The 21,131-nt window shown below is 66.5% G+C and carries 13 protein-coding genes and 1 riboswitch; of the genes, 9 read left to right on the top strand and 4 right to left on the bottom strand.

Annotated features, from left to right (window positions below):
• Positions 1-7 precede the first annotated feature (7 nt).
• On the bottom strand, positions 8-1,360 hold the full coding sequence (locus tag AC1TXO_RS12505) for an MFS transporter (RefSeq protein ID WP_486406614.1): 1,353 nt from the start codon (positions 1,358-1,360) through the stop codon (positions 8-10).
• Positions 1,361-1,628: 268 nt separating this feature from the next.
• Here AC1TXO_RS12505 and AC1TXO_RS12500 point away from each other — a divergent pair, with 268 nt between their 5' ends.
• On the top strand, positions 1,629-1,946 hold the full coding sequence (locus AC1TXO_RS12500; protein WP_186664460.1) for a DUF2388 domain-containing protein: 318 nt from the start codon (positions 1,629-1,631) through the stop codon (positions 1,944-1,946).
• 94 nt (positions 1,947-2,040) lie between these two features.
• On the opposite strand, the gene AC1TXO_RS12495 is transcribed toward AC1TXO_RS12500, so the two are convergent.
• Complete coding sequence (locus tag AC1TXO_RS12495) at positions 2,041-2,859, bottom strand: AraC family transcriptional regulator (RefSeq protein ID WP_486406613.1); 819 nt, start codon at positions 2,857-2,859, stop codon at positions 2,041-2,043.
• 125 nt (positions 2,860-2,984) lie between these two features.
• Between AC1TXO_RS12495 and AC1TXO_RS12490 the strand changes: the two genes are divergently transcribed.
• The 5 genes from AC1TXO_RS12490 to AC1TXO_RS12470 all read left to right on the top strand — a co-directional run bounded on the left by AC1TXO_RS12490 (position 2,985) and on the right by AC1TXO_RS12470 (position 10,731).
• The gene (locus AC1TXO_RS12490; protein ID WP_486406612.1) at positions 2,985-3,503 is read left to right on the top strand and encodes a carboxymuconolactone decarboxylase family protein; all 519 of its coding nucleotides are present in this window, start codon (positions 2,985-2,987) and stop codon (positions 3,501-3,503) included.
• 166 nt (positions 3,504-3,669) lie between these two features.
• Positions 3,670-4,683, top strand: coding sequence for a zinc-binding alcohol dehydrogenase family protein (locus AC1TXO_RS12485; RefSeq protein ID WP_486406611.1), 1,014 nt, complete (start codon positions 3,670-3,672; stop codon positions 4,681-4,683).
• Between the two features lie 202 nt (positions 4,684-4,885).
• Positions 4,886-6,127, top strand: a complete 1,242-nt coding sequence (gene mexE / locus AC1TXO_RS12480) for a multidrug efflux RND transporter periplasmic adaptor subunit MexE (RefSeq protein WP_486406610.1) — start codon at positions 4,886-4,888, stop codon at positions 6,125-6,127.
• 12 nt (positions 6,128-6,139) lie between these two features.
• Positions 6,140-9,319 (top strand): efflux RND transporter permease subunit, encoded by a 3,180-nt coding sequence (locus AC1TXO_RS12475; protein WP_486406609.1) that lies wholly within the window; start codon positions 6,140-6,142, stop codon positions 9,317-9,319.
• A complete protein-coding gene (locus AC1TXO_RS12470) occupies positions 9,316-10,731 on the top strand; it encodes an efflux transporter outer membrane subunit (protein ID WP_486406608.1) in 1,416 nt (471 codons plus the stop codon). The genes AC1TXO_RS12475 and AC1TXO_RS12470 overlap by 4 nt, the downstream gene beginning before the upstream one ends.
• A 104-nt stretch (positions 10,732-10,835) precedes the next feature.
• On the opposite strand, the gene AC1TXO_RS12465 is transcribed toward AC1TXO_RS12470, so the two are convergent.
• A complete protein-coding gene (locus tag AC1TXO_RS12465; protein WP_486406607.1) occupies positions 10,836-11,459 on the bottom strand; it encodes a LysE family translocator in 624 nt (207 codons plus the stop codon).
• Between the two features lie 110 nt (positions 11,460-11,569).
• Positions 11,570-17,917, bottom strand: coding sequence for an amino acid adenylation domain-containing protein (locus AC1TXO_RS12460; RefSeq protein WP_486406606.1), 6,348 nt, complete (start codon positions 17,915-17,917; stop codon positions 11,570-11,572).
• Positions 17,918-18,331: 414 nt separating this feature from the next.
• Here AC1TXO_RS12460 and AC1TXO_RS12455 point away from each other — a divergent pair, with 414 nt between their 5' ends.
• The 3 genes from AC1TXO_RS12455 to AC1TXO_RS12445 all read left to right on the top strand — a co-directional run bounded on the left by AC1TXO_RS12455 (position 18,332) and on the right by AC1TXO_RS12445 (position 20,846).
• Positions 18,332-19,096 carry a helix-turn-helix transcriptional regulator gene (locus tag AC1TXO_RS12455; RefSeq protein ID WP_486406605.1) on the top strand — a complete coding sequence of 255 codons (765 nt, stop codon included), beginning with the start codon at positions 18,332-18,334 and terminating at the stop codon, positions 19,094-19,096.
• A 17-nt stretch (positions 19,097-19,113) separates the two neighbouring features.
• Entirely contained in the window at positions 19,114-20,511 is a 1,398-nt protein-coding gene (locus AC1TXO_RS12450) for an efflux transporter outer membrane subunit (protein ID WP_486406604.1), read from the top strand.
• A 164-nt stretch (positions 20,512-20,675) separates the two neighbouring features.
• The gene (locus AC1TXO_RS12445; protein WP_486406925.1) at positions 20,676-20,846 is read left to right on the top strand and encodes a hypothetical protein; all 171 of its coding nucleotides are present in this window, start codon (positions 20,676-20,678) and stop codon (positions 20,844-20,846) included.
• Between the two features lie 48 nt (positions 20,847-20,894).
• Positions 20,895-21,101, top strand: a riboswitch (cobalamin riboswitch).
• Positions 21,102-21,131: the final 30 nt, after the last annotated feature.

The raw sequence follows: 21,131 nt of genomic DNA, 5'->3' as shown, positions 1-21,131 counted from the left end.
GTGGTGATCAGTGGACGTTCAGCGGCCGTTCCCCGGGCTTGCCGGCGGCATCGTCCGGAGTCACGGCAGCCAGGCGCTCCTGGCTGGTTTCCGGCGCGAACAGGTGGCAGAACACACCGCCGAACACCAGCACGCCGACGCACACGCCCAGCGCGGTATGTACCCCCAGGTGCTGCACGGCGATGGGCAGCAGGAAGGTGGCGAAGGCCGAGCCGAACCGGCTGGCCGCCACCGCCAGGCCGATTCCGGAAGCGCGCAGGTGGGTGGGGAACAGCTCCGGCGGATAGACGAACTCCAGGTTGACGGCGGCCGCCAGCACGCAGGCGAAGAAGCCGAAGGCGAGGATGGTGCCCAGCGCGCCGAAACTGGCCCAGGCCAGCACTGCCAGGCCCACGGCACTCAGGTAGAAGGTGCCGATCAGGAAGCTGCGCCGTGAAATGCGGTCGATGATCAGCAAGCCGAACAGCGCGCCGAGCATCAGCAGCACGTTGTACACCAGCCCGCCGACAAACTTGTCCTGCACGTTCAGCGCCTCGAGCACACGCGGGGCAAAGGTGCCAAGGGCAAAGAACGGAATCACCTGGCAGGTGTAGAACACGCAGCCGACCAGGGTGTTCCTGCGCCAGCGCCGGCTGAACAGCTCGCTGAAACTGCCGCGCTGTTGCGGCGCAGCCGGTGCCCCGGCCGGCAGGGTCACATGGGGGCCGAACTTGGCCTGGACGATGGCCAGCGCCTCGGCACTGCGCCCGCGGGCCATCAGCCAGATCGGCGACTCCGGCACGCCCAGGCGCAGCGGCAGGATCAGCAGTGCCGGCAGGCCGCTCAGGGCCAGCATCAGGCGCCAGGCGTCCGGGCCGATATCGCGGATGGCGAAGCCCACCAGGTACGCGGCGACATAGCCCGCCGCCCAGGCCGCTGCCAGCACGCTCAGCAGCCGTCCGCGGTAGCGGCGCGGCGCGAACTCGGTGACCAGTGACTTGCTCACCACATAGTCGAAGCCCAGCACCAGCCCGAGCAGCAGGCGCAGCGCCAGTAACTGCTCGGGTGATGTGACGAAGAACTGCGAAGCGGAAATGACCGCGAACAGCAACATGTCCCAGGCAAAGATGCGCCGCCGGCCGAACTTGTCGGCCAAGGGACCGGCAAACAGGCTGCCGAGGAACAGACCTGCCAGGGATGCTGCGCCCAGCAAACCCATCCACAGTGCATTCAATTGCAAAGGCCCAGCCGCCATGCTCACGGCAATACCGATAATTCCCAGCACGAATCCGTCACTGAATTGACCACCCGTACCACTGAACACCGTTCTGATATGAAAACGGCTGAGTGGGAGGTCTTCGAACGAAACTTGGCTACTCATTCGTGTCTCCACTGGCTTCTTGTAATTGTGGGCCGGCGCCAATGGCCGGTTGCGAATGAGTCTACGGTTACAACTTCAGTAAAACAGCAGGTGCAATGACAGTATCAATGATGCTGATAGTGTAGGCCGCAAATGTTGATGAAGTGCGACGACGGATAGGCGGTCGCTCGTCTGGCTATTGATTGCAACGGGAACTCTGGTGAACGGCATCACCTCTTAATTGCATGCACGAGATCCCTTTGGCCGTGTTGCTTCTGGAGGATTGATCATGCGTTATTCACTGCTTGTTCCGGCGCTGCTGCTGTGCATTCCGGCAGGTTCTGCGCTGGCCCGCGTCGATGCGGGAGATGTCGCCACTTCGGCGGGTGTGTCGGCGTCGCTCTACTCCACGTTCAAGGACGATAAACGGATCATTCCGGCGCGTGACGAACTGTCGGCGTTCGTGGCCAGTGGCGGTGCCATTCGCGGCGCTTATGTGGAGTCGGCGCTGGAGCAGGTGCGCAAGAGCCACCCGGGCTTGCAGGTCAGTGATGAAGAACTGGCCAAGGCACTGTTGTCGCAGGATGAGGTGGTGGCGGACCACTGATTACTGTAGTGCTTTTTATCGCAGGCAGGTCCACGCCTACAGGCATGATTGTCCAGGTGCAAGGGCCTTGCCCGCGAAATGGGTACAACCGATCTCAACCCTCTCCACGCCACTGCGAAGGGCTGACCCCGGTCTTGCGCCTGAACACCCGTGCCAGGGCCGAGGGGCTCTGGTAGCCCACCTCGTCCGCCACCAGTGCCAGCGGCCTGCCCTCGCGAATGCGCTTCTGCGCAAGCCCGATGCGCCAGTCCGCCAGGTAGTCTCCCGGCGTACTGTCTACCACCGTGCGAAAGTGCGCGGCGAAGCTTGCGCGTGACATTCCCGCCAAGGATGCCAGTTCCTCCACGGTCCAGTTGTGCGCAGGCGAATCGTGCATGGCCACCAGCGCCCGCGACAGGCGCTTGTCGGCAAGCCCTGCCAGCATGCCTGAGGTCATCTGCCCATCCCCGAGCAATTGCCGCAACAGTTGGATCACCATCAACTCGAACAGGCGGTTGAGCACCAGTTCACGCCCGCAGTCGTCACCGAAGGCCTCGGTGAACAACCAGTCGCAGCTGGCCTGCAGCCCCGTCAGCGCGCTCAGCGGGCTGACCAGGGCATCCGGCAATGCACGGGTCAGCGGGTTGTCGGGGCCGCCGGTGAAATCGAGGGTGGCGCAGACCAGCTCGGCGTTGTCCGACTCGCTGGCCAGCAATTGGTGGGTCTGGGGCCGTACCAGCAGGATCAGGCTGGGCTCATCCAGCACCTGCTCCTGCCCGCCAGGCCCCTTGAAACGCAGGCGTCCGGCGCGCAGCAGGTGGACATGGCCGCTGCGCTGTTCGCCGTCGAAGCGCGAGATGCCGCAGAAACCGCCCTGGTGAAAGGTCGAGGCATTGAAGTCGAAATGGTTGAGCAAGGTGGCGAGGCGATCCATGACAGGTCTCGATTTGGACGATCAGTTGCATAACGTGGACGATCTGAACCCGAAAGGCAAATCCTGCCCGGTAATCTGTACCCAAGCTTGAACAACAAGCCCCCTACCCAGACAGGAGATTCACCATGACCCGCATCGCCGCCCTGACCCTCGAACAAGCCCCTGCCGCCTCCCGTCCAGCCCTGCAAGGTGTGGAAAAGGGCCTCGGCTTCCTGCCCAACGCTTTCGCCACCATGGCCCATTCGCCGGCCGCGCTGAACGGTTACCTGGCACTGGCCCAGGCCATGGGCAAGAACAGCCTGACCCCGGCCGAACGTGAAGTGGTGGCCCTGGCGGCTTCCCAGGTCAACGGTTGTGAGTACTGCGTGGCCGCGCACAGCTTCTTCGGCGGCAAGTCCGGGCTGAGCGAGGCCGACATCCAGGCCGCACGCCTCGGCACCCTGAACCCGGTGGCCGTGCTCGCCCGTGCGGTGACCCTGAACCGTGGCCAGGTGCCGGACGGTGTGTTGGCCGAGGTGCGTGCCGGTGGGTTGGACGATGCCCGGATCGTCGATGTGATTGCCCAGGTGACACTGCTGACCCTGACCAACTACCTGAACAACGTCGCGCGCACCGATGTGGACTTCCCACCACGCGGCGAATGAACAGGCAGGCTTGACCCTGTACGGGCGGGCTTGCCCGCCACAGGGCCAGCCCTGGCCACGCGCACTTTCAACAAAACCCCGAAAGTCTTCCATACCTGACGGTGTTTTTCAGCCAAACGCCGACAGCTAAGGTATCTCCATTGCATCCGATACCTGAGGAATACCCATGAAAGCCATCGTCTTCACCGAACACGGCCTGCCCATCACCGGCCCTGACGCGCTGCTCGACAGCGAACTGCCACGCCCTGCCCCCGGCCCGCGTGACCTGCTGGTGGAAGTCCAGGCGATTTCGGTCAACCCGGTCGACACCAAGATCCGCGCCGGCAGCGGCAAGACCGCCCCGCGCGTATTGGGCTGGGATGCGGTGGGTGTGGTTCGTGAAATCGGTAGCGAGGTGACACTGTTCCAGCCCGGCGACTCGGTGTACTACGCCGGCGCCATCGATCGCCCCGGCAGCAACAGCGAACTGCACCTGGTCGATGAACGCATCGTCGGCCACAAGCCCCGCAGCCTGGACAACGCCAGCGCCGCCGCCCTGCCCCTGACCAGCATCACCGCCTGGGAGCTGCTGTTCGACCGCCTCGGTGTCGAGGAAGGTGCAGGCCACGGCCAGAGCCTGCTGATCATCGGTGCTGCCGGTGGCGTCGGCTCCATCCTCACCCAGCTGGCACGCCGGCTGACCGGCCTGACCGTGATCGGCACCGCCTCGCGCGCGGAAACCGGCCAATGGGTACGTGAGCTCGGCGCCCACCATGTGATCGACCACAGTCAGCCGCTGGTCGCACAACTCGAGGCCATCGGCCACCGGCAGGTGGACCTGGTGATCAGCCTCACTCACACCGACAGCCATTTCCCGCAACTGGTCGAGGCCCTGCGCCCCCAGGGCAAGCTGGCGCTGATCGACGATCCGGCCAACCTGGATGTGGTACCGCTCAAGCGCAAATCGCTGTCGTTGCACTGGGAGCTGATGTTTACCCGCTCGCTGTACCAGACCGAGGACATGATCAAGCAGCACGACCTGCTGGAGCGAGTGGCGCAACTGATCGACGACGGTGTCCTCAAGACCACGCTGGGTGAGCACTTCGGCCACATCAATGCCGCCAACCTGCGCCGTGCGCACGCGCTGATCGAAAGCGGTCGGGCCAAGGGCAAGATCGTGCTGGAGGGCTTCGGCGACTGATTTCGGCCACGCCCTGGCGGGCTCGCCGGCAGGCCCGTGGCTGCCGGCCTTGCCAGCGCCCTTCACCGCCACATGTGTCGGCATCGATACACCGGCACTACATATCATTCAGCGTGATAATGACCTTCGCGCCATTCGATTCGTTCCTGTAACGCAACACACTCAGAATCCGCCCACTATTCATACATTGGCGGAGTTCTCCATGGACCATTCATTCAAGGCCCTGCGCTACCCCCTTGCCGCTCTGGCAGTGGCGGTGCTCAGCGCATGCGGCAAAACCCCGGACGCCATGCAGGCTCCCGCCGCCCCCAAGGTCAGCGTGGCCAAGGTGATCGAGCAGCCGATCAACGAGTGGGACGAGTTCACCGGCCGTCTGGAAGCCCCGGAAACCGTTGAAGTGCGCCCGCGCGTCTCTGGCCAGATCGACCTGGTGGCCTTCACCGAGGGCGCCCAGGTCAAGAAAGGCGACCTGCTGTTCCAGATCGACCCGCGGCCGTTCCAGGCTGAAGTCCGCCGCCTCGAGGCGCAACTGCAACAGGCCAAGGCCACCGCTATCCGCAGCGCCAACGAGGCACGCCGTGGCGAGCGCCTGCGCGACAGCAATGCCATTTCTGCCGAGCTCGCCGAGTCGCGCACCAGCGCCGCCACCGAAGCCCGCGCCGGTGTCGATGCGATCCAGGCCCAGCTGGACCTGGCCCGTCTGAACCTGAGCTTCACCCGGGTCATCTCGCCGATCAGCGGCCGGGTCAGCCGCGCCGACTTCACCGCCGGCAACATCGTCACCGCCGACGTCACCCCGCTGACCAGCGTGGTCTCCACCGACAAGGTGTATGCCTACTTCGACGCCGACGAACGCGTGTACCTCAAGTACACCCAGCTTGCCCGCCAGGGCCAGCGCGGCCAGACCACCCCGGTGTACCTGGGCCTGACCAACGAAACCGGCAACCCGCACCTGGGCCAGATGAACTTCGTCGACAACCAGGTCAACCCGCGCACCGGCACCATCCGTGGCCGCGCCGTGTTCGACAACAGCGATGGCCAGTTCACCCCCGGCCTGTACGCGCGCCTGAAGCTGGTCGGCAGCGCCAAGTACGACGCCGTGCTGATCAATGACGAAGCCGTCGGCACCGACCTTGGCAAGAAGTTCGTGCTGGTCATGGACAAGGACAACAAGGCCGCCTACCGCTCGGTGGAGCTGGGTCCGAAGCTCGAAGGCCTGCGCATCGTGCGCAGCGGCCTGAACAAGGACGACCGCATCGTGGTCAAGGGCCTGCAGCGCGTACGCCCAGGCTCGCCGGTGACCCCGGAAGAAACGCCAATGGCCAGTGAAGAAACCCTCGCCACCCTCGCCCGCCAGCGCCAGGCGCTGGAAGCCAGCAATCCGGCTCCGGCGGTGGCAGGTTCGAACGTCAAAGTCGCCAGTGCCCAGGCACCGCGCGGTTAAGGGACAACACCGATGAACTTCTCGAAATTCTTCATCACCCGCCCGATCTTCGCCGCCGTGCTGTCGCTCGTGCTGCTGATCGCCGGCGGCATCTCGCTGTTCCAGTTGCCGATCAGCGAATACCCGGAAGTGGTACCGCCCACCGTGGTGGTGCGTGCCAACTTCCCCGGCGCCAACCCCAAGGTGATCGGCGAAACCGTCGCCGCACCGCTGGAGCAGGCCATCACCGGTGTCGAGAACATGCTCTACATGTCCTCGCAGTCCACCGCCGACGGCAAGCTGACCCTGACCATCACCTTCGCCCTGGGCACCGACCTGGACAACGCGCAGGTGCAGGTGCAGAACCGCGTGACCCGGACCCAGCCCAAGCTGCCCGAGGAAGTGACGCGCATCGGTATCACCGTCGACAAGGCCTCGCCCGACCTGACCATGGTCGTGCACCTGACCTCGCCGGACCAGCGCTACGACATGCTCTACCTGTCCAACTACGCCATCCTCAACATCAAGGATGAGCTGGCGCGCCTGGGCGGTGTGGGTGACGTGCAGCTGTTCGGCATGGGCGACTACTCCCTGCGCGTCTGGCTGGACCCGAACAAGACCGCTTCGCGCAACCTGACCGCCAGCGACGTGGTCGCGGCGATCCGTGAGCAGAACCGCCAGGTCGCCGCCGGCCAGCTGGGCGCTCCGCCCGCACCCGGTTCGACCAGCTTCCAGTTGTCGATCAACACCCAGGGCCGTCTGGTCACCGAGGAAGAGTTCGAGAACATCATCATCCGCGCCGGCGCCGACGGCGAGATCACCCGCCTGAAGGATATCGCCCGCGTCGAGCTGGGCTCCAGCCAGTACGCCCTGCGCTCGCTGCTGAACAACCAGCCGGCGGTGGCAATCCCGATCTTCCAGCGTCCGGGCTCCAACGCCATCGAGATCTCCGATGAAGTGCGGGCAAAAATGGCCGAGCTGAAAAAGGACTTCCCGGAAGGGATGGACTACAGCATCGTCTATGACCCGACCGTGTTCGTCCGCGGCTCGATCGAAGCGGTGGTGCACACCCTGTTCGAAGCCCTGGTGCTGGTGGTGCTGGTGGTGATCCTGTTCCTGCAGACCTGGCGCGCCTCGATCATCCCGCTGATGGCCGTACCGGTTTCGCTGATCGGCACCTTCGCGGTGATGCACCTGTTCGGTTTCTCGCTCAACGCCCTGTCGCTGTTCGGCCTGGTGCTGGCGATCGGTATCGTGGTGGACGACGCCATCGTCGTGGTGGAGAACGTCGAGCGCAACATCGGCCTGGGCCTCAAGCCCATGGAGGCCACGCAGAAAGCCATGAGCGAGGTGACCGGCCCGATCATCGCCACCGCCCTGGTGCTGTGCGCGGTGTTCGTTCCAGCAGCGTTCATCTCCGGGCTGACCGGCCAGTTCTACAAGCAGTTCGCCCTGACCATCGCCATCTCGACCGTGATCTCGGCGTTCAACTCGCTGACCCTGTCGCCGGCCCTGGCCGCGGTGCTGCTCAAGGACCACCATGCGCCCAAGGACCGTTTCTCGCGGTTCCTGGAAAAACTGCTGGGCAGCTGGCTGTTCGCGCCGTTCAACCGCTTCTTCGACCGCGCCAGCAACAGCTATGTCGGCGGCGTGCGCCGGGTCATCCGCTCCAGCGGCATCGCCCTGTTCGTCTATGCCGGCCTCATGGGCCTGACCTACCTGGGCTTCTCGTCCACCCCGACCGGTTTCGTGCCGGCGCAGGACAAGCAGTACCTGGTGGCCTTCGCCCAGTTGCCTGACGCGGCCAGCCTCGACCGTACCGAAGCGGTGATCAAGCGCATGAGCGAGATCGCCCTCAAGCAGCCGGGCGTCGCCGACTCGGTGGCCTTCCCGGGCCTGTCGATCAACGGTTTCACCAACAGCCCCAACAGCGGCATCGTGTTCACCCCGCTCAAGCCGTTCGACGAGCGCAAGGACCCGAGCCAGTCGGCGCAGGCCATCGCTGCGGCGCTCAACGCGCAGTTCGCCGATATCCAGGACGCCTACATCGCGATCTTCCCACCGCCGCCGGTACAGGGGCTGGGCACCATTGGCGGCTTCCGCCTGCAGATCGAAGACCGCGGCAACCTGGGCTACGAAGCGCTGTACAAGGAAACCCAGAACGTCATCGCCAAGAGCCGCAGCGTGCCTGAGCTGGCCGGGCTGTTCACCAGCTACCAGGTCAACGTGCCGCAGGTCGATGCCGCCATCGACCGCGAGAAGGCCAAGACCCACGGCGTGGCGATCACCGACATCTTCGACACCCTGCAGGTCTACCTGGGCTCGCTGTACACCAACGACTTCAACCGTTTCGGCCGTACCTACCAGGTCAACGTCCAGGCTGAACAGCAGTTCCGTCTCGACGCCGAGCAGATCGGTCAGTTGAAGGTGCGCAACAACCTGGGCGAGATGATTCCGCTGGCGACCTTCCTCAAGGTCAGCGACACCTCCGGTCCCGACCGCGTGATGCACTACAACGGCTTCATCACCGCCGAGATCAACGGCGCCGCAGCACCGGGCTACAGCTCCGGCCAGGCCGAGGCTGCGATCGAGAAGCTGCTCAAGGAAGAACTGCCCAACGGCATGACCTACGAGTGGACCGACCTGACCTACCAGCAGATCCTCTCGGGCAACACCGCGCTGTTCGTGTTCCCGCTTTGCGTACTGCTGGCCTTCCTGGTACTGGCGGCCCAGTACGAAAGCTGGAGCCTGCCACTGGCGGTGATCCTGATCGTACCGATGACCCTGCTGTCGGCCATCACCGGCGTGATCATCTCCGGCGGTGACAACAACATCTTCACCCAGATCGGCCTGATCGTACTGGTGGGCCTGGCGTGCAAGAACGCGATCCTGATCGTCGAGTTCGCCAAGGACAAGCAGGCCGAAGGCCTGGATCCGCTGGCTGCCGTGCTCGAAGCGTGCCGCCTGCGTCTGCGTCCGATCCTGATGACCTCGATCGCCTTCATCATGGGCGTGGTACCGCTGGTGTTCTCGTCCGGTGCCGGTGCCGAGATGCGTCACGCCATGGGTGTGGCGGTGTTCTCGGGGATGATCGGGGTGACCGTGTTCGGCCTGTTCCTGACGCCGGTGTTCTTCAACCTGATCCGTCGTAACGTCGAACGTCGCCAGGCCCGCAAGGCTGCGCGTCTGCAAGCGCTGGAGAACCCTGCATGAACCTGCTCAAACCCCTGACCCCGAGCCTTCTGGCGCTGGCCCTGGCGGCCTGCGCCGTGGGGCCGGACTACAAGACCCCGGACACCCAGCCGGCGCGCTTCGACACTGAAGCGCCGGCCAAGGTCCTGGACCGCAGCCGCTTCGAAAGCAGCTGGTGGAAACAGTTCGACGATCCGACCCTGAACCAGCTGGTGCAGGCATCGCTGCAGGGCAACCGTGACCTGCGCGTGGCCTTCGCCCGCCTCAAGGCGGCGCGCTCGATCCGTGAAGACGTCTCCAACGACGACCTGCCGGTCGTGACCAGCCGTGCCAGCAGCGACATCGGCAAGGGCCAGATTCCAGGCCAGACCGATCGCCGGGTCAACAGCGAACGCTATGACCTGGGCCTGGACATGGCCTGGGAAGTCGACCTGTTCGGCCGCATCCAGCGTCAGATCGAGGCCAGCAAGGCCCAGGAAGACGCCGCCGAAGCCGACCTGCAACAGCTGCAGGTCAGCCTGATCGCCGAGCTGGTCGACGCCTATGGCCAACTGCGTGGCGCCCAGTTGCGCGAGAAGATCGCCCTGGCCAACCTCAAGACCCAGCAGGATTCGCGCAGCATCACCGTGACCCTGCGCGACACCGGCGTCGGCAACGAGCTGGACGTGGTACGTGCCGACGCCCGCCTGGCCGCGGTCGAAGCCACCGTGCCGCAACTGCAGGCCGAACAGGTGCGGGCACGCAACCGCATCGCCACCCTGCTGGGCGAGCGCCCGGATGCACTGAGCGTTGACCTTTCGCCCAAGCAGCTGCCGGCCATTGCCAAGGCCTTGCCGGTCGGTGACCCAGGCGAGCTGCTGCGCCGCCGTCCGGATATCCGCAGCGCCGAGCGCCAGCTCGCCGCCGCCACCGCCAACGTCGGCGTGGCCACGGCCGACCTGTTCCCACGGGTCAGCCTGAGCGGCTTCCTCGGTTTTACCGCCGGGCGTGGTTCGCAGATCGGCTCCTCGGCCGCCAATGCCTGGGCGCTTGGCCCGAGCATCAGCTGGGCAGCCTTCGACCTGGGCAGCGTGCGGGCCCGCCTGCGCGGTGCCAAGGCCGATGCCGAAGGCGCGCTGGCAACCTATGAGCAGCAGGTGCTGCTGGCACTGGAAGAATCGTCCAACGCCTTCAGCGACTACGGCAAGCGCCAGCAACGCCTGCTGTCGCTGATCCGCCAGAGCGATGCCAGCGGCAAGGCAGCAGAGCTTGCCTCGGTCCGCTACCGCGAAGGCACGGTGGATTACCTGGTGCTGCTCGATGCCGAGCGAGAAAAGCTCGCCGCCGAAGACGCCCAGGCCCAGGGCGAAGTCGAGCTGTATCGCGGCATCGTCTCGATCTACAAGGCCCTGGGCGGTGGCTGGCAGCCTGAGACCGTGGCCAGCGTGAAGTAAGCCTTCACGCCAGCGGCTCTACCCTCTCCTTTGGTTGGTCCTCCCCCAACCCTTCGCCCCGCAGGCTTCGGCCCGCGGGGCTTTTTTATCTGTTGAATCCGGGCTCAGCGCCGCGCCGCCAGCAACCCGATCCCCGCACAGCCCAGCAACGAAGCACTGACCCGGTTGAACACCCGGCGCGACCGGGGCTGGGCAAACCAGCGCTGCAGGTAAGTCCCCAGCCCCGAGTAGAGGGCGATGGCCACCCACTCCAGCAACAGGAACCAGGCCCCCAGCCAGAGGAACTGCTCGCTGACCGGCACCGCGCTGTCCACCGCCACGAACTGCGGCAGGAACGCGGTGAACAGCAGGATTGCCTTGGGATTGCCAGCGGCAACCCAGAACTCCTGGCGGGCCAGGCGCCAGGTGCCCCGTGGCTGCTCAGTGGTCGCCAGCGCCTCGCCCACTGGCGCCCGCCACAGCTGCCAGGCGATGTAGAACAGGTATGCCGCGCCTGCCAGCTTGATGGCCAGGAACAGGTATTCACTGGTGTGCAGCACCACCGCCAGCCCCATCGCCGCCAGCGCGATCATGCCGCTGAAGGCCAGGATTCGCCCGCCGCCGGCCATGCAGGCGGTGCGCAGGCCATAGCGGCTGGCGTTGTGCAATGACAACAGGTTGTTGGGCCCGGGGGCCATGTTCAGGGCGAAGCAGGCAGGGATGAACAGCAGCAGGCTCGACAGGTCCATTGTTTTTCTCCGTGGTGACCGTGGCAGCCTCAGGCCAGGCTGGGCTGCGGTCAAGCACAGTGGTGAAGTCAATGGCCGGAACAGTCCTGAGCCTGCTCATGCTGCCCGTCTCAGAGCCTGCGCCGGGCCTTGAGCCCTGGGATGGTGGTGGCGGCAATCTCGACCTGGGCCTTCTCCCACCCGGTACTCGCCGCCAACCCCGCCAGCGTCGGCTGGCGGAACAACGTCCGCGCATCGGCCTGCAAACCTGCCTGGCGCATGCGCGCCACCAGGTTCACAGCCAGCAGCGAGTGGCCGCCCAGTTCGAAGAAGTTGTCGTTACGACCGACCTGCTCGACCTTGAGCACTTCGCCCCAGATCTGCGCGAGCGTGCGCTCCAGCTCGTTGCTCGGCGGCTCGTAGGCCCGGCTGATCACCGATTCCGGCCCAGGCTCGGGCAGTGCCTTGCGGTCGATCTTGCCGTTGGGGCTCAGCGGCATCTCGGCCAGGGCAACGAACGCCGACGGCACCATGTACTCCGGCAACCGTGCCAGCAAATGGCTGCGCAGCACCTCGAGCGGCGGCACCGGCTGGCCGTCGCGGCAGGTGAAGTAGGCGACCAGGCGTTCGTCGCGCACCAGCACCACCCCCTGCCCCAGCGCAGGATGCCCGGCCAGCAGCGCCTCGATCTCGCCCAGCTCTACGCGCAGCCCGCGCAGCTTGACCTGGAAATCGTTGCGCCCGAGAAACTCCAGCTCGCCGTCTTCGCGATAGCGCACCAGGTCGCCGGTACGGTACAGGCGATCACCGCTGACGAACGGGCTGTCGATGAAGCGCTCGGCCTGCAGCACCGGCAACCCCAGGTAGCCGCGCGCCACGCCGACGCCACCGATGTGCAGCTCTCCCGCCACGCCCAGCGGCACCGGGCGGCCATGGGCATCGAGCACGTACAGCCGGGTGTTGGCGATCGCCCGGCCGATCGGCGGCGGGGTGTCCGGCAGTGCTTGCCCCGGCTGCAGCGTCCAGGCGGTGCTGTCGACCGTGGCTTCGGTGGGCCCGTAGACGTTGTGCAGGCGCACCTGCGGCAGGCGCCGACGCAGGCTGGCGGCCAGCGCCAGGGTCAGCTCGCCGCCGCCACAGAAGATGTCGGTGAGGCTGGTGCAGTGCTCCACCCCCGGCTGCTCGAGAAACTGATGCAGCAGCGCCGGCACGAACTTCACCGTGGTCACCTGGCGCGCCTGGACAAGCTGCACCAGATAGGCCGGGTCGCGATGGCCATCGGGGCGGGCCAGTACCAGGCGCAGGCCGGCACACAGCGGCCAGAACAGCTCCCAGACCGAGCCGTCGAAGCTGAACGGCGCGCGTTGCAACAGGGCGTCGCCCGGGCGCGGTGGACAGATGGACGAGCCCCAGTGCATCAGGTTGCCCAGCCCGCGATGCTCGATCATCACGCCCTTGGGCGTGCCGGTGGAGCCTGAGGTGTACATCACATAGGCCAGGTTCGCAGGGGTCAGGGCAGGCACTTCGGGCGCCTCGACGCCATGCGCCTGCCAGTCGGCCTGGTCGAGATCGACCTGGGTCACCGCCAGCGAGCCGAACAGTCCGCGTGTGGCACCGTGGACCAGCACTGCCAGCGGCGTGCTGTCTTCGATCATGTAGCGCAGGCGCTCGTCCGGATAGCCGGGGTCCAGCGGCACGTAGGCACCACCGGCCTTGAGCACGCCCAGCAGCCCCACCAGCAGCGACAGTCCGCGTTCGATACAGACCCCGACGCGGGTGTCGGGCTGCACGCCCAGCGCGATCAGGTGATGGGCCAGGCGGTTGGCCTGCGCGTCCAGTTCGCGGTAGCTCAGCGTCGCATCGTCGGTCTGCAGCGCCACGGCGTCGGGTGTGCGGCGCACCTGGGCCTGGAACAGCGCCGGCAGGGTCTGGTGCATCAGTTCGTGGGGTTGCTCGGTGGCGTTGAAGGTGTGCAGCAGCCGCTGCAGTTCGGTCTCGGGCACGTTGCACAGCTGTTCGATTGCCAGCGCACCGCCCTGCTCCAGCGCCTCGCCCAGCACCTCGAGGGTACGTTCGAGGTAGGCCAGCACCCGCCTGGCACCCAGTGCCCGAGGAGCACGGACATTCAGGTGCAGGGCATCGCCCTGATCGTCCACCGACAGCACCAGCGCATGGCTCTGCACCTCGCTGGCCTCCAGCAGGTGGGCGCCGGGCAGGGTCGATTGCTCGGCGCTCAGCCCATGACGGAAGTTGATCAGGCTGTTGAACAGCGGCACACCGGCCGGCAGCCCGCTGCAGCGCTGGGCCAGCAGCAGCGGTGCATCCTCATGGCCCAGCAGCGCGGCAAGGCTGGCATGGGTGTCGGCAAGCGCCTGCGCGACGTTGCGCCCGCTCAGGCTGACCCGCAGCGGCAAACTGTTGATGAACATGCCCAGCGCCCGGTCGGCGCCCTCGCCGGCCATCATCCGCCCCAGCAGGACGGTGCCGAACACCACCTCGTCGCGCCCACCCAAGGCACCGAGCACCTGCGCCCAGGCCAGGTGGAACAGGCTGGCGATGCCAACGTCCTGCTGCCGGGCCAGGCGACGCAGGGCCTCGGTCAGCGCCACCGGAACCTCGTGGCCGAGGCTTTCCAGTGCCTCGGCCTGCACGTCGTGTTCGGCCATGCCGGGCAACGCCGGCGGCGCCTCGACGCCGGCGAGCAAGGTCCGCAGGAAGGTTTCGTGGCCCTGCTGGCGTGTCTCGGCACCGCTGAGCGCCACATAATTGCGGTAAGGCACTGGGGCCGGCAGCGCATGGCCCTGGTCGCTCATCAAGGCGCGCAGCTCGCCCAGCAGCACCTGCACCGACAGCGCATCGTTGACCAGGTGATGGAAGCGCAGCAGCCCCAGCCAGCGGCCTTGCGTACGATCCTCGGCACCCGCCAGGGCCATCATCGGTGCCCGGCGCAGGTCCAATGGCCGCTGCGCGGCCTGATAATGCGCCTGGAGTTCCTGCAGCGTGTCGCCCGGCCCGGTGCGGATCACCTCGACAGGCAGTTGCGCCTGGCGCCAGACCACCTGCTGCGGCTGCTCCAGGCCCTCCCAGGCCAGGCTGGTACGCAGGATGTCATGGCGCTCGACCACCTGTTGCAACGCGCTGGCGAAGGCCTCGAACGCAGCCTGGTCGCGGAAGGCGAACAACGCCTGTTGCTGGTAGGGGTCGTGGCTGTCTCGCAGGTGGTGGTACAGCAAGCCTTGCTGCAGAGGCGCCAAGGGATAGATTTCCTGCACATTCGGCGCGCCGCCCGGCACCGCCGCCACGATACCGTCGATCTCGGCCTGGCTCAGCGAAGTCAGGCTGAGCAGCGCCGGCGTGATGCGGCTGCAACCTGGTGGCACGCGGTTGCCTGCTACCTGCACCACTGCCCCCTGGCTTGCCGCTGCCAGGCTCGCCAGGGTCGGCTGGCCGAACAGCACCTGCACATCGGCCTGCAGGCCTTGCTGGCGCATGCGCTCGACCAGCTGCACGGCCAGCAGCGAATGGCCGCCCAGCTCGAAGAAGTGATCGTGCCGGCCGATGCGCTGTACCCCCAGCAACTCGCTCCAGAGCGCGGCCAGGCGCTGCTCCACCTCGCCACGCGGCGCTTCATGGGCACGCCGCACCGAAGCCGCATCGTCCAGCGCCGGCAAGGCGCGGCGGTCGAGTTTGCCGTTGGCCGTCAGCGGCCAGCTGTCGACGCGCTGGTAACCCACCGGCAGCAAGGCGGCCGGCAGCAGACCGCGCAGGTGTTCATGCAGATCCCCTGGGGTCGCCGCACCACCAACGAACCAGGCCTGCAACTGGCCGTCACGCAGCAACACCACCGCTTCCCGAACCTCGGCATGACCGGCCAGCGCCGCCTCGATCTCGCCAAGCTCGACGCGTACGCCGCGGATCTTCACCTGATCGTCATTGCGCCCCAGGTACTCCAGGGTACCGTCGGCCAGCCAGCGCACCAGATCGCCCGTGCGGTACATGCGTGCCCCGGCCACTTCGCCGAACGGATCGTCGAGGAAGCGCTCGGCGGTCATCTGCGTGCGGTTCAGGTAGCCACGGGCAACCCCGAGCCCTGCCACATAGAGCTCGCCCGGCACGCCGACCGGCAATGGCCTGAGTTGCGCATCCAGCACATGCAAACGGGTGTTGGCCACCGGCTTGCCGATGTGCAGCGGCGCTCCGGCAAGCACACGCCCGGAGCTGGCTACCACGGTGGCTTCGGTAGGGCCGTAGTTGTTGATGACTGCATAGGCGCGCTCGCGAGAAAGGTTGCGCAAGCGGTCACCCCCCACCAGCAGGGTGCGCAGGGTCGGATGGTCCTGCTGGGTGAAGGCATGCTCGGCCACCGGAGTCGGCAGGAAGCTGACCTGCAGCGGCTGGTCGCGCCACCAGCGCAGCAAGGCGTCGATATCCTCGCCGCCTTCGCGCACCGGTGCCAGGTGCAACGTGGCCCCGGCGCACAAGGCCGGCCAGACTTCCCAGGCCATGGCGTCGAAGCCAAAGCCGGCCAGGCTCGAGGTGTGGCTGCCGACCCCAAGATCGAAGGCGTCACAATGCCAGTCGATCAGGTTGGCCAGCATGCGGTGTTCGACCATCACCCCTTTGGGCTGCCCGGTGGAACCCGAGGTGTAGATCACGTAGACCAGGCTGTCGGCGGCAAGCCCGGCAACCTGAGGGTTGTCCAGCCGTCTGCCGGGCGTGGCGCAGGTGTCCAGTTCAATGAGCGGCAGGTCATGGCGTGGCAGGCGCTCGCGCAGCGCCTGCTGGGTCAGCAGCACCAGCGGCACGCTGTCTTCGAGCAGGTACGCCAGACGCTCGCGCGGATGGGCCGGGTCGATCGGCACGTAGGCCGCTCCGGCCTTGAGAATCGCCAGCAACCCGACGAGCGTGTCCAACCCACGATGGGCAACTACCGCAACGCGCTGCTCGGGCCCTGCACCCAGCTCGATCAGGCGCTGGGCCAAGGCGTTCGCCCGCTGGTTCAGCTCGTCGTAGCTCAGGCTGCGCCCGTCGTGCCGTGCGGCAACGGCATCGGGCATCGACGCCGCACGGGCCTCGATGCGCCGGTGCACGATCGGCTCGGCGCAGGGTCGCTGCGTGGCGTTCCAGGCTTGCAGTCGACGGTGCTCGGCAGGGGTTGGCAGGTCGAAGTCGCCAAGCGCCAGTTGCGGCGTCTCCAGGCCCTGGTCGAGCACATGCAGCAGGCGCTGCGCCAAGGCCTGCGCCTCGTCGCCGGACAGCCATGCGCGGTGGTGCACCAGGTGCAGCCAGGCCTTGTCGTTATGACGATTGCTGCGCAGGTGAATGGCCAGCGGTGTGGCTTCGTGGCTGTTGGACACCTTCACCGTATGGGCGTTGGCCTGGCCATAGCGGTAGTCGTGGTCGTCCTGTTCATAGGAGACCGACACCTCGAACAGTTGCCCGCGCTCCTCGCGCAACAGGCCCAGTGACCGGTTCAGTTCGCTTACCGCCAGGCGCTGATGGCGGAAATCCCGGCGCAGGGTGTCGCGGATGGCCGTCACCAGCTCGGCGAAGGTCAGCGCCGGGGAGAACGCCAGCGGCACCGCACTGACCTGCACGAAAGTACCCAGCGTGGACTTGAAGCGCGCACCGCCACGGTTGAGCAGCGGCAGGCCCACGACCCAGTCGTCGCGCTGTGCGCTGCGGCTGAACAGGACATGCAGCGCCGCCAGCAGCACATGGAAGGCCGACGCCTGGTGCGCCTGGGCCAGTTGTTTCATGCGCCCGTGCAGGGCGTCGGGAAACGCCTGCACCCAGGTTCGTGAAGGCGCTTCATCGGTGGCACGGCGGTAATGATGACGCGCCGCCAGCAGCGGTTCGGGGATATGCGCGAAGCGCTCGAGCCAGTAGGCGCGGTCGCGCGCCTGGCGCAGCGAGCCGTGGTACTGGCGGTCTTCGTCGATGAAGTCGGCGTAGCCGACACTGGCCAGCGGTGGCTCGCCGCCTTCGAGCAGCGCGGTGTAGTGCTCGCCCAACGCCTTGAGCATCTGGCCGAAGCCCCAGCCATCGAGGATCAGGTGGTGGGCCTGGGTCGCCAGCCAGTGGCGCTCGGGGCCCAGGCGGATCAGGGCAAAGCGCAGCAGCGCCGAGCCGTCGAAACGATAGCCCTGCCCCATCTGCGCCTGGATCAAGGCCTGGGCGGCTGTCGTCGGCTCAGCCTCGGCGGACAGGTCGAACAGCGGCAACGCGAGCGTGGCATGCTCGGCGAACTGCTGCAGCGGCAGGCCATCCTCTCCGGCACCCGGCTGCAGGTGGGTGCGTAGCACCGGATTGGTCGCGACCAGGTTGTCCAGGGCCTGCCCCAGGATGTCCGGCTGCAGGGGGCCGGTGAGCTCGACATAGCCGCCGATGGTGTACAGCGGCGAGTCGCCCCGGCTCAGCTGATCGAGCCAGATATCGCGCTGGGCGCTGGTCAGGGGGTAGGTATCGGCGGCAGGCATGGGCTGGGAGGGTCCTTCTCCGTTGATCGTCGACGGATTCAAACACCGCCTGCGCGCGCTGTATGGCCCCGGAAACCCGGACAGTTTCGGACGCGTCCCAGGTTGCTTATTTTTCTGTAGGAAATCAGCTACATATCACCCCCTTGGATGACCTACCTGCCTGCGCTGGTGCGCCGAACGTGGCGCCAACAGCGGATTTATGACGTCAATTGGCTGACTACCGCTGCAACATCTACTTTCACTCTGTCAGTTTTGTCCCGCCATTTTGTCCGATTTGATGCCATTTTCTGTCCCCGGTTTCCATTACAGACGCAGGCGCCAGGGTCGGGCTGAATAGCACCACCTTCGACCGGCCAAGGCACGAGCCCACTCGCCCGATGCCTGCGCAGTACCCGACTCAAGGACGAACAGGACATGAAGCTGATCCGCAGCCTCGAACACCATCACGATGCGCGCCTCTACCTGCAACTGGGCGAACTGATCGCCAGCAGTGGCGAAGCACATTTCGCCGCACAGATGCTGCGCCTGGTCGATGACCTGGTGCCGGTGCACCGCCTGGACCTCAGCGAGTGGACGCTCGACAGCCGCCAGGCCAGCGTCGAGCGGGTCAAGGTACTCGGCGCTGCCGGCCTGGCCCTGGAGTTTCCACCGCAGGACCAGGCCGGCCATCCGCTGCTGCAGAATATTCTGCAGATGAAAGACCCGCTGCTGATCCAGGTAAAGTCACCGCAGAACGCGAGTGCAGCCCAGCAGAGTGCGCACCAGTGCAACCTGGTGTCGTGCAACGGCGACCGGCGCTGGGTCATCTGTTTCCATCGCCTGCCCAGCCAGGCAGCCTTTGCCCTGGCCGAGCTGTCGTTGCTCAAGAGCCTTTCCGACACCCTGCTGCCGCTGCTCGAGCACCATGCCCAGCACCACACGCACGCCCCGAGCGACGCAGGCGGCCTGCCCGACAGCCTGCGCCACGGCTTTGGCGAGCGGCTGGCGCAGGAAGCGGTGCAGTTGTCCAGCCGCGAACAGGAAGTCTGCCTGGGCCTGCTTACCGGCGGCACGGTACCGGAAATGGCGCAGCGTCTGAACGTGAAGATCAGTTCAGTGGAAACCTACCTCAAGCGCGCCACCGCCAAGCTCGGTGTCAGCGGCCGCCACGGCCTGGCCAGATGGATGGCCGGCGCCTGAAACCCAGAGAACCCGCAATGCCCAGATACCCCGCTGCCCTGCTGGCCATACTGCTGTCCGGCTGCACCCTGGCCCCCGACTATGAACGCCCGGACGCGCCCGTCGCGACCAGCTTCCCCACGGGGGCGGCCTACCAGGGCGACACCACAGCCACCCGCCAGAGCGAAGACTGGCACCAGGTGTTCAAGGATCCGCTGCTGCGCCAGCTGATCGACAGCGCCCTGCTCAACAACCGCGACCTGCGGGTGGCGGCGCTCAATGTCGAAGCCTATCGCGCGCAGTTCCGCATCCAGCGCGCCGAACTGCTGCCCAAGGTTTCCGCCGATACCAAGGGCCAGCGTCAGTATCTGCCGCGCAGCATGACCGGCACCGGCGACGGCGCCATCACCCAGACCTACGCCGCCACCCTGGGCGTGAGCGCCTATGAGCTCGACCTGTTCGGCCGCCTGCGCAGCCTCAGCGACAAGGCCCTGCTCACCTACCTGCCCAGCGAACAGGCGCAGCGCAGCGTGCAGTTGGGCCTGGTGGCCAGTGTCGCCAGTGGCTACCTGACCTGGCGCGCCGACCTCGAACTGCTCGAACTGTCGCGCCAGACCCTTGCCGCCGACCAGCAGAGCCTGCGCCTGACCCAAGGCCAGCGCCGCGCCGGCACCGCGTCAGCGCTGCAACAGATCCAGGCGCAGACCAGCGTCGACAGCGCCCGCGCCGCCGTCGCCCGCTATCAGCGCCAGGTGGCCCAGGACATCAACCAGCTCACCCTGCTGGTCGGTGTGCCCCTGGACGAGGGCAACCCAGGCCTGCCGCTGGCGGCGCAGCAGATGATCGGCCTGCCGGCCGGCTTGCCCTCGGCACTGCTGCAGCGTCGCCCCGACATCCTCGAAGCCGAGTACCAGCTGCGCGCTGCCAACGCCGACATCGGCGCAGCCCGGGCAGCGTTCTTTCCCAGCATCAGCCTGACCGCCAATGCCGGCAGCAGCAGCCGCGAGCTGTCCGGCCTGTTCGACGGCGGCAGCGGCACCTGGCTGTTCCAGCCACAGATCAACCTGCCGCTGTTCACAGCCGGCAGCCTGCGTGCCAGCCTCGATTACGCACGCCTGCAAAAGCAGATCGAGGTCGCGCGCTATGAAAAATCGATCCAGGTGGCCTTCCAGGAAGTCTCCGACGGGCTTGCCGCGCGGGCGACCTACCAGCGCCAGTTGCTGGCCCAGCGTGACCTGGTGGATTCGACCCAGCGTTACTACGACCTGGCCCGCAACCGCTATCGCATCGGCGTCGACAGCAGCCTGACCTTCCTCGACGCCCAGCGCTCGCTGTTCAGCGCCCAGCAGGGGCTGATCAACGACCGGCTGGCCCAGTTGCTCGCCGAGGTCAACCTGTACGCCGCCCTCGGCGGCGGTTGGGCGCCCCATCCATGAAGCCCGCTTGCGCAACCGTCGGTCGGCACTGACGTCAGTTGCATGGACCGCACTGGCTCGACAGCCACTCCCAGATAATGAGGGCTTGCCCAAGGGCGGCCCCTCACTCCTGTGTTGGCCCGCCTGCGGGTGGGCCTTTTTTCAACCCAGCGAGGGTGGACGTCATGAACGAAAAGCACTGGATGGGCGGCGGCGACGCTCAGAGCGACTGGCCCGAGCTCGAGCCTGAGCCCCGCAACGACCGCGTCGATGACCCGGACGTGGACCCTGACCTCAACGAGGATGAAGACAATCGCCCCGGCGTGCCGGCCAGCGATCCGGAGTCCGGTGCCTGAGCGCCTGCGGCCCGGGCCGCGGTTGACTCCCCTGCCCATAAATGCTCAGATGCGCCCCTTGTTTCAGGTGTCCACGACCGCCGTGTCGGGGATTAAACGGGAAGCCGGTGCCTCGCCCAGTGCGACCAGTCCGGCGCTGCCCCCGCAACGGTAAGCGAGCGACGCATTCGATACACCACTGTGCCTGCGGCATGGGAAGGTGAGTGCCTCACGCCCCTCGCAAGCCCGGAGACCGGCCTGTCACTGCAGTTGGCAACACCCGCGGTGGGCGGGCGTGGGCCGGTC

The organism is Pseudomonas sp. FA117 (assembly GCF_057370475.1).
The sequence above is the reverse complement of the archived record's forward strand: the minus strand, read 5'-3'. Positions and strand labels throughout refer to the sequence as shown.

What these genes read in the sequence shown, in the direction of transcription:
- AC1TXO_RS12500 (WP_186664460.1), top strand. Translation starts at nt 1,629, where the DNA reads ATGCGTTATTCACTGCTTGTTCCGGCGCTGCTGCTGTGCATTCCGGCA.
- AC1TXO_RS12455 (WP_486406605.1), top strand. Translation starts at nt 18,332, where the DNA reads ATGAAGCTGATCCGCAGCCTCGAACACCATCACGATGCGCGCCTCTAC.
- AC1TXO_RS12460 (WP_486406606.1), bottom strand. Translation starts at nt 17,917, where the DNA reads ATGCCTGCCGCCGATACCTACCCCCTGACCAGCGCCCAGCGCGATATC.
- AC1TXO_RS12475 (WP_486406609.1), top strand. Translation starts at nt 6,140, where the DNA reads ATGAACTTCTCGAAATTCTTCATCACCCGCCCGATCTTCGCCGCCGTG.
- AC1TXO_RS12505 (WP_486406614.1), bottom strand. Translation starts at nt 1,360, where the DNA reads ATGAGTAGCCAAGTTTCGTTCGAAGACCTCCCACTCAGCCGTTTTCAT.
- AC1TXO_RS12490 (WP_486406612.1), top strand. Translation starts at nt 2,985, where the DNA reads ATGACCCGCATCGCCGCCCTGACCCTCGAACAAGCCCCTGCCGCCTCC.
- AC1TXO_RS12485 (WP_486406611.1), top strand. Translation starts at nt 3,670, where the DNA reads ATGAAAGCCATCGTCTTCACCGAACACGGCCTGCCCATCACCGGCCCT.
- AC1TXO_RS12495 (WP_486406613.1), bottom strand. Translation starts at nt 2,859, where the DNA reads ATGGATCGCCTCGCCACCTTGCTCAACCATTTCGACTTCAATGCCTCG.
- AC1TXO_RS12450 (WP_486406604.1), top strand. Translation starts at nt 19,114, where the DNA reads ATGCCCAGATACCCCGCTGCCCTGCTGGCCATACTGCTGTCCGGCTGC.
- AC1TXO_RS12465 (WP_486406607.1), bottom strand. Translation starts at nt 11,459, where the DNA reads ATGGACCTGTCGAGCCTGCTGCTGTTCATCCCTGCCTGCTTCGCCCTG.
- AC1TXO_RS12445 (WP_486406925.1), top strand. Translation starts at nt 20,676, where the DNA reads ATGAACGAAAAGCACTGGATGGGCGGCGGCGACGCTCAGAGCGACTGG.
- AC1TXO_RS12470 (WP_486406608.1), top strand. Translation starts at nt 9,316, where the DNA reads ATGAACCTGCTCAAACCCCTGACCCCGAGCCTTCTGGCGCTGGCCCTG.
- mexE (WP_486406610.1), top strand. Translation starts at nt 4,886, where the DNA reads ATGGACCATTCATTCAAGGCCCTGCGCTACCCCCTTGCCGCTCTGGCA.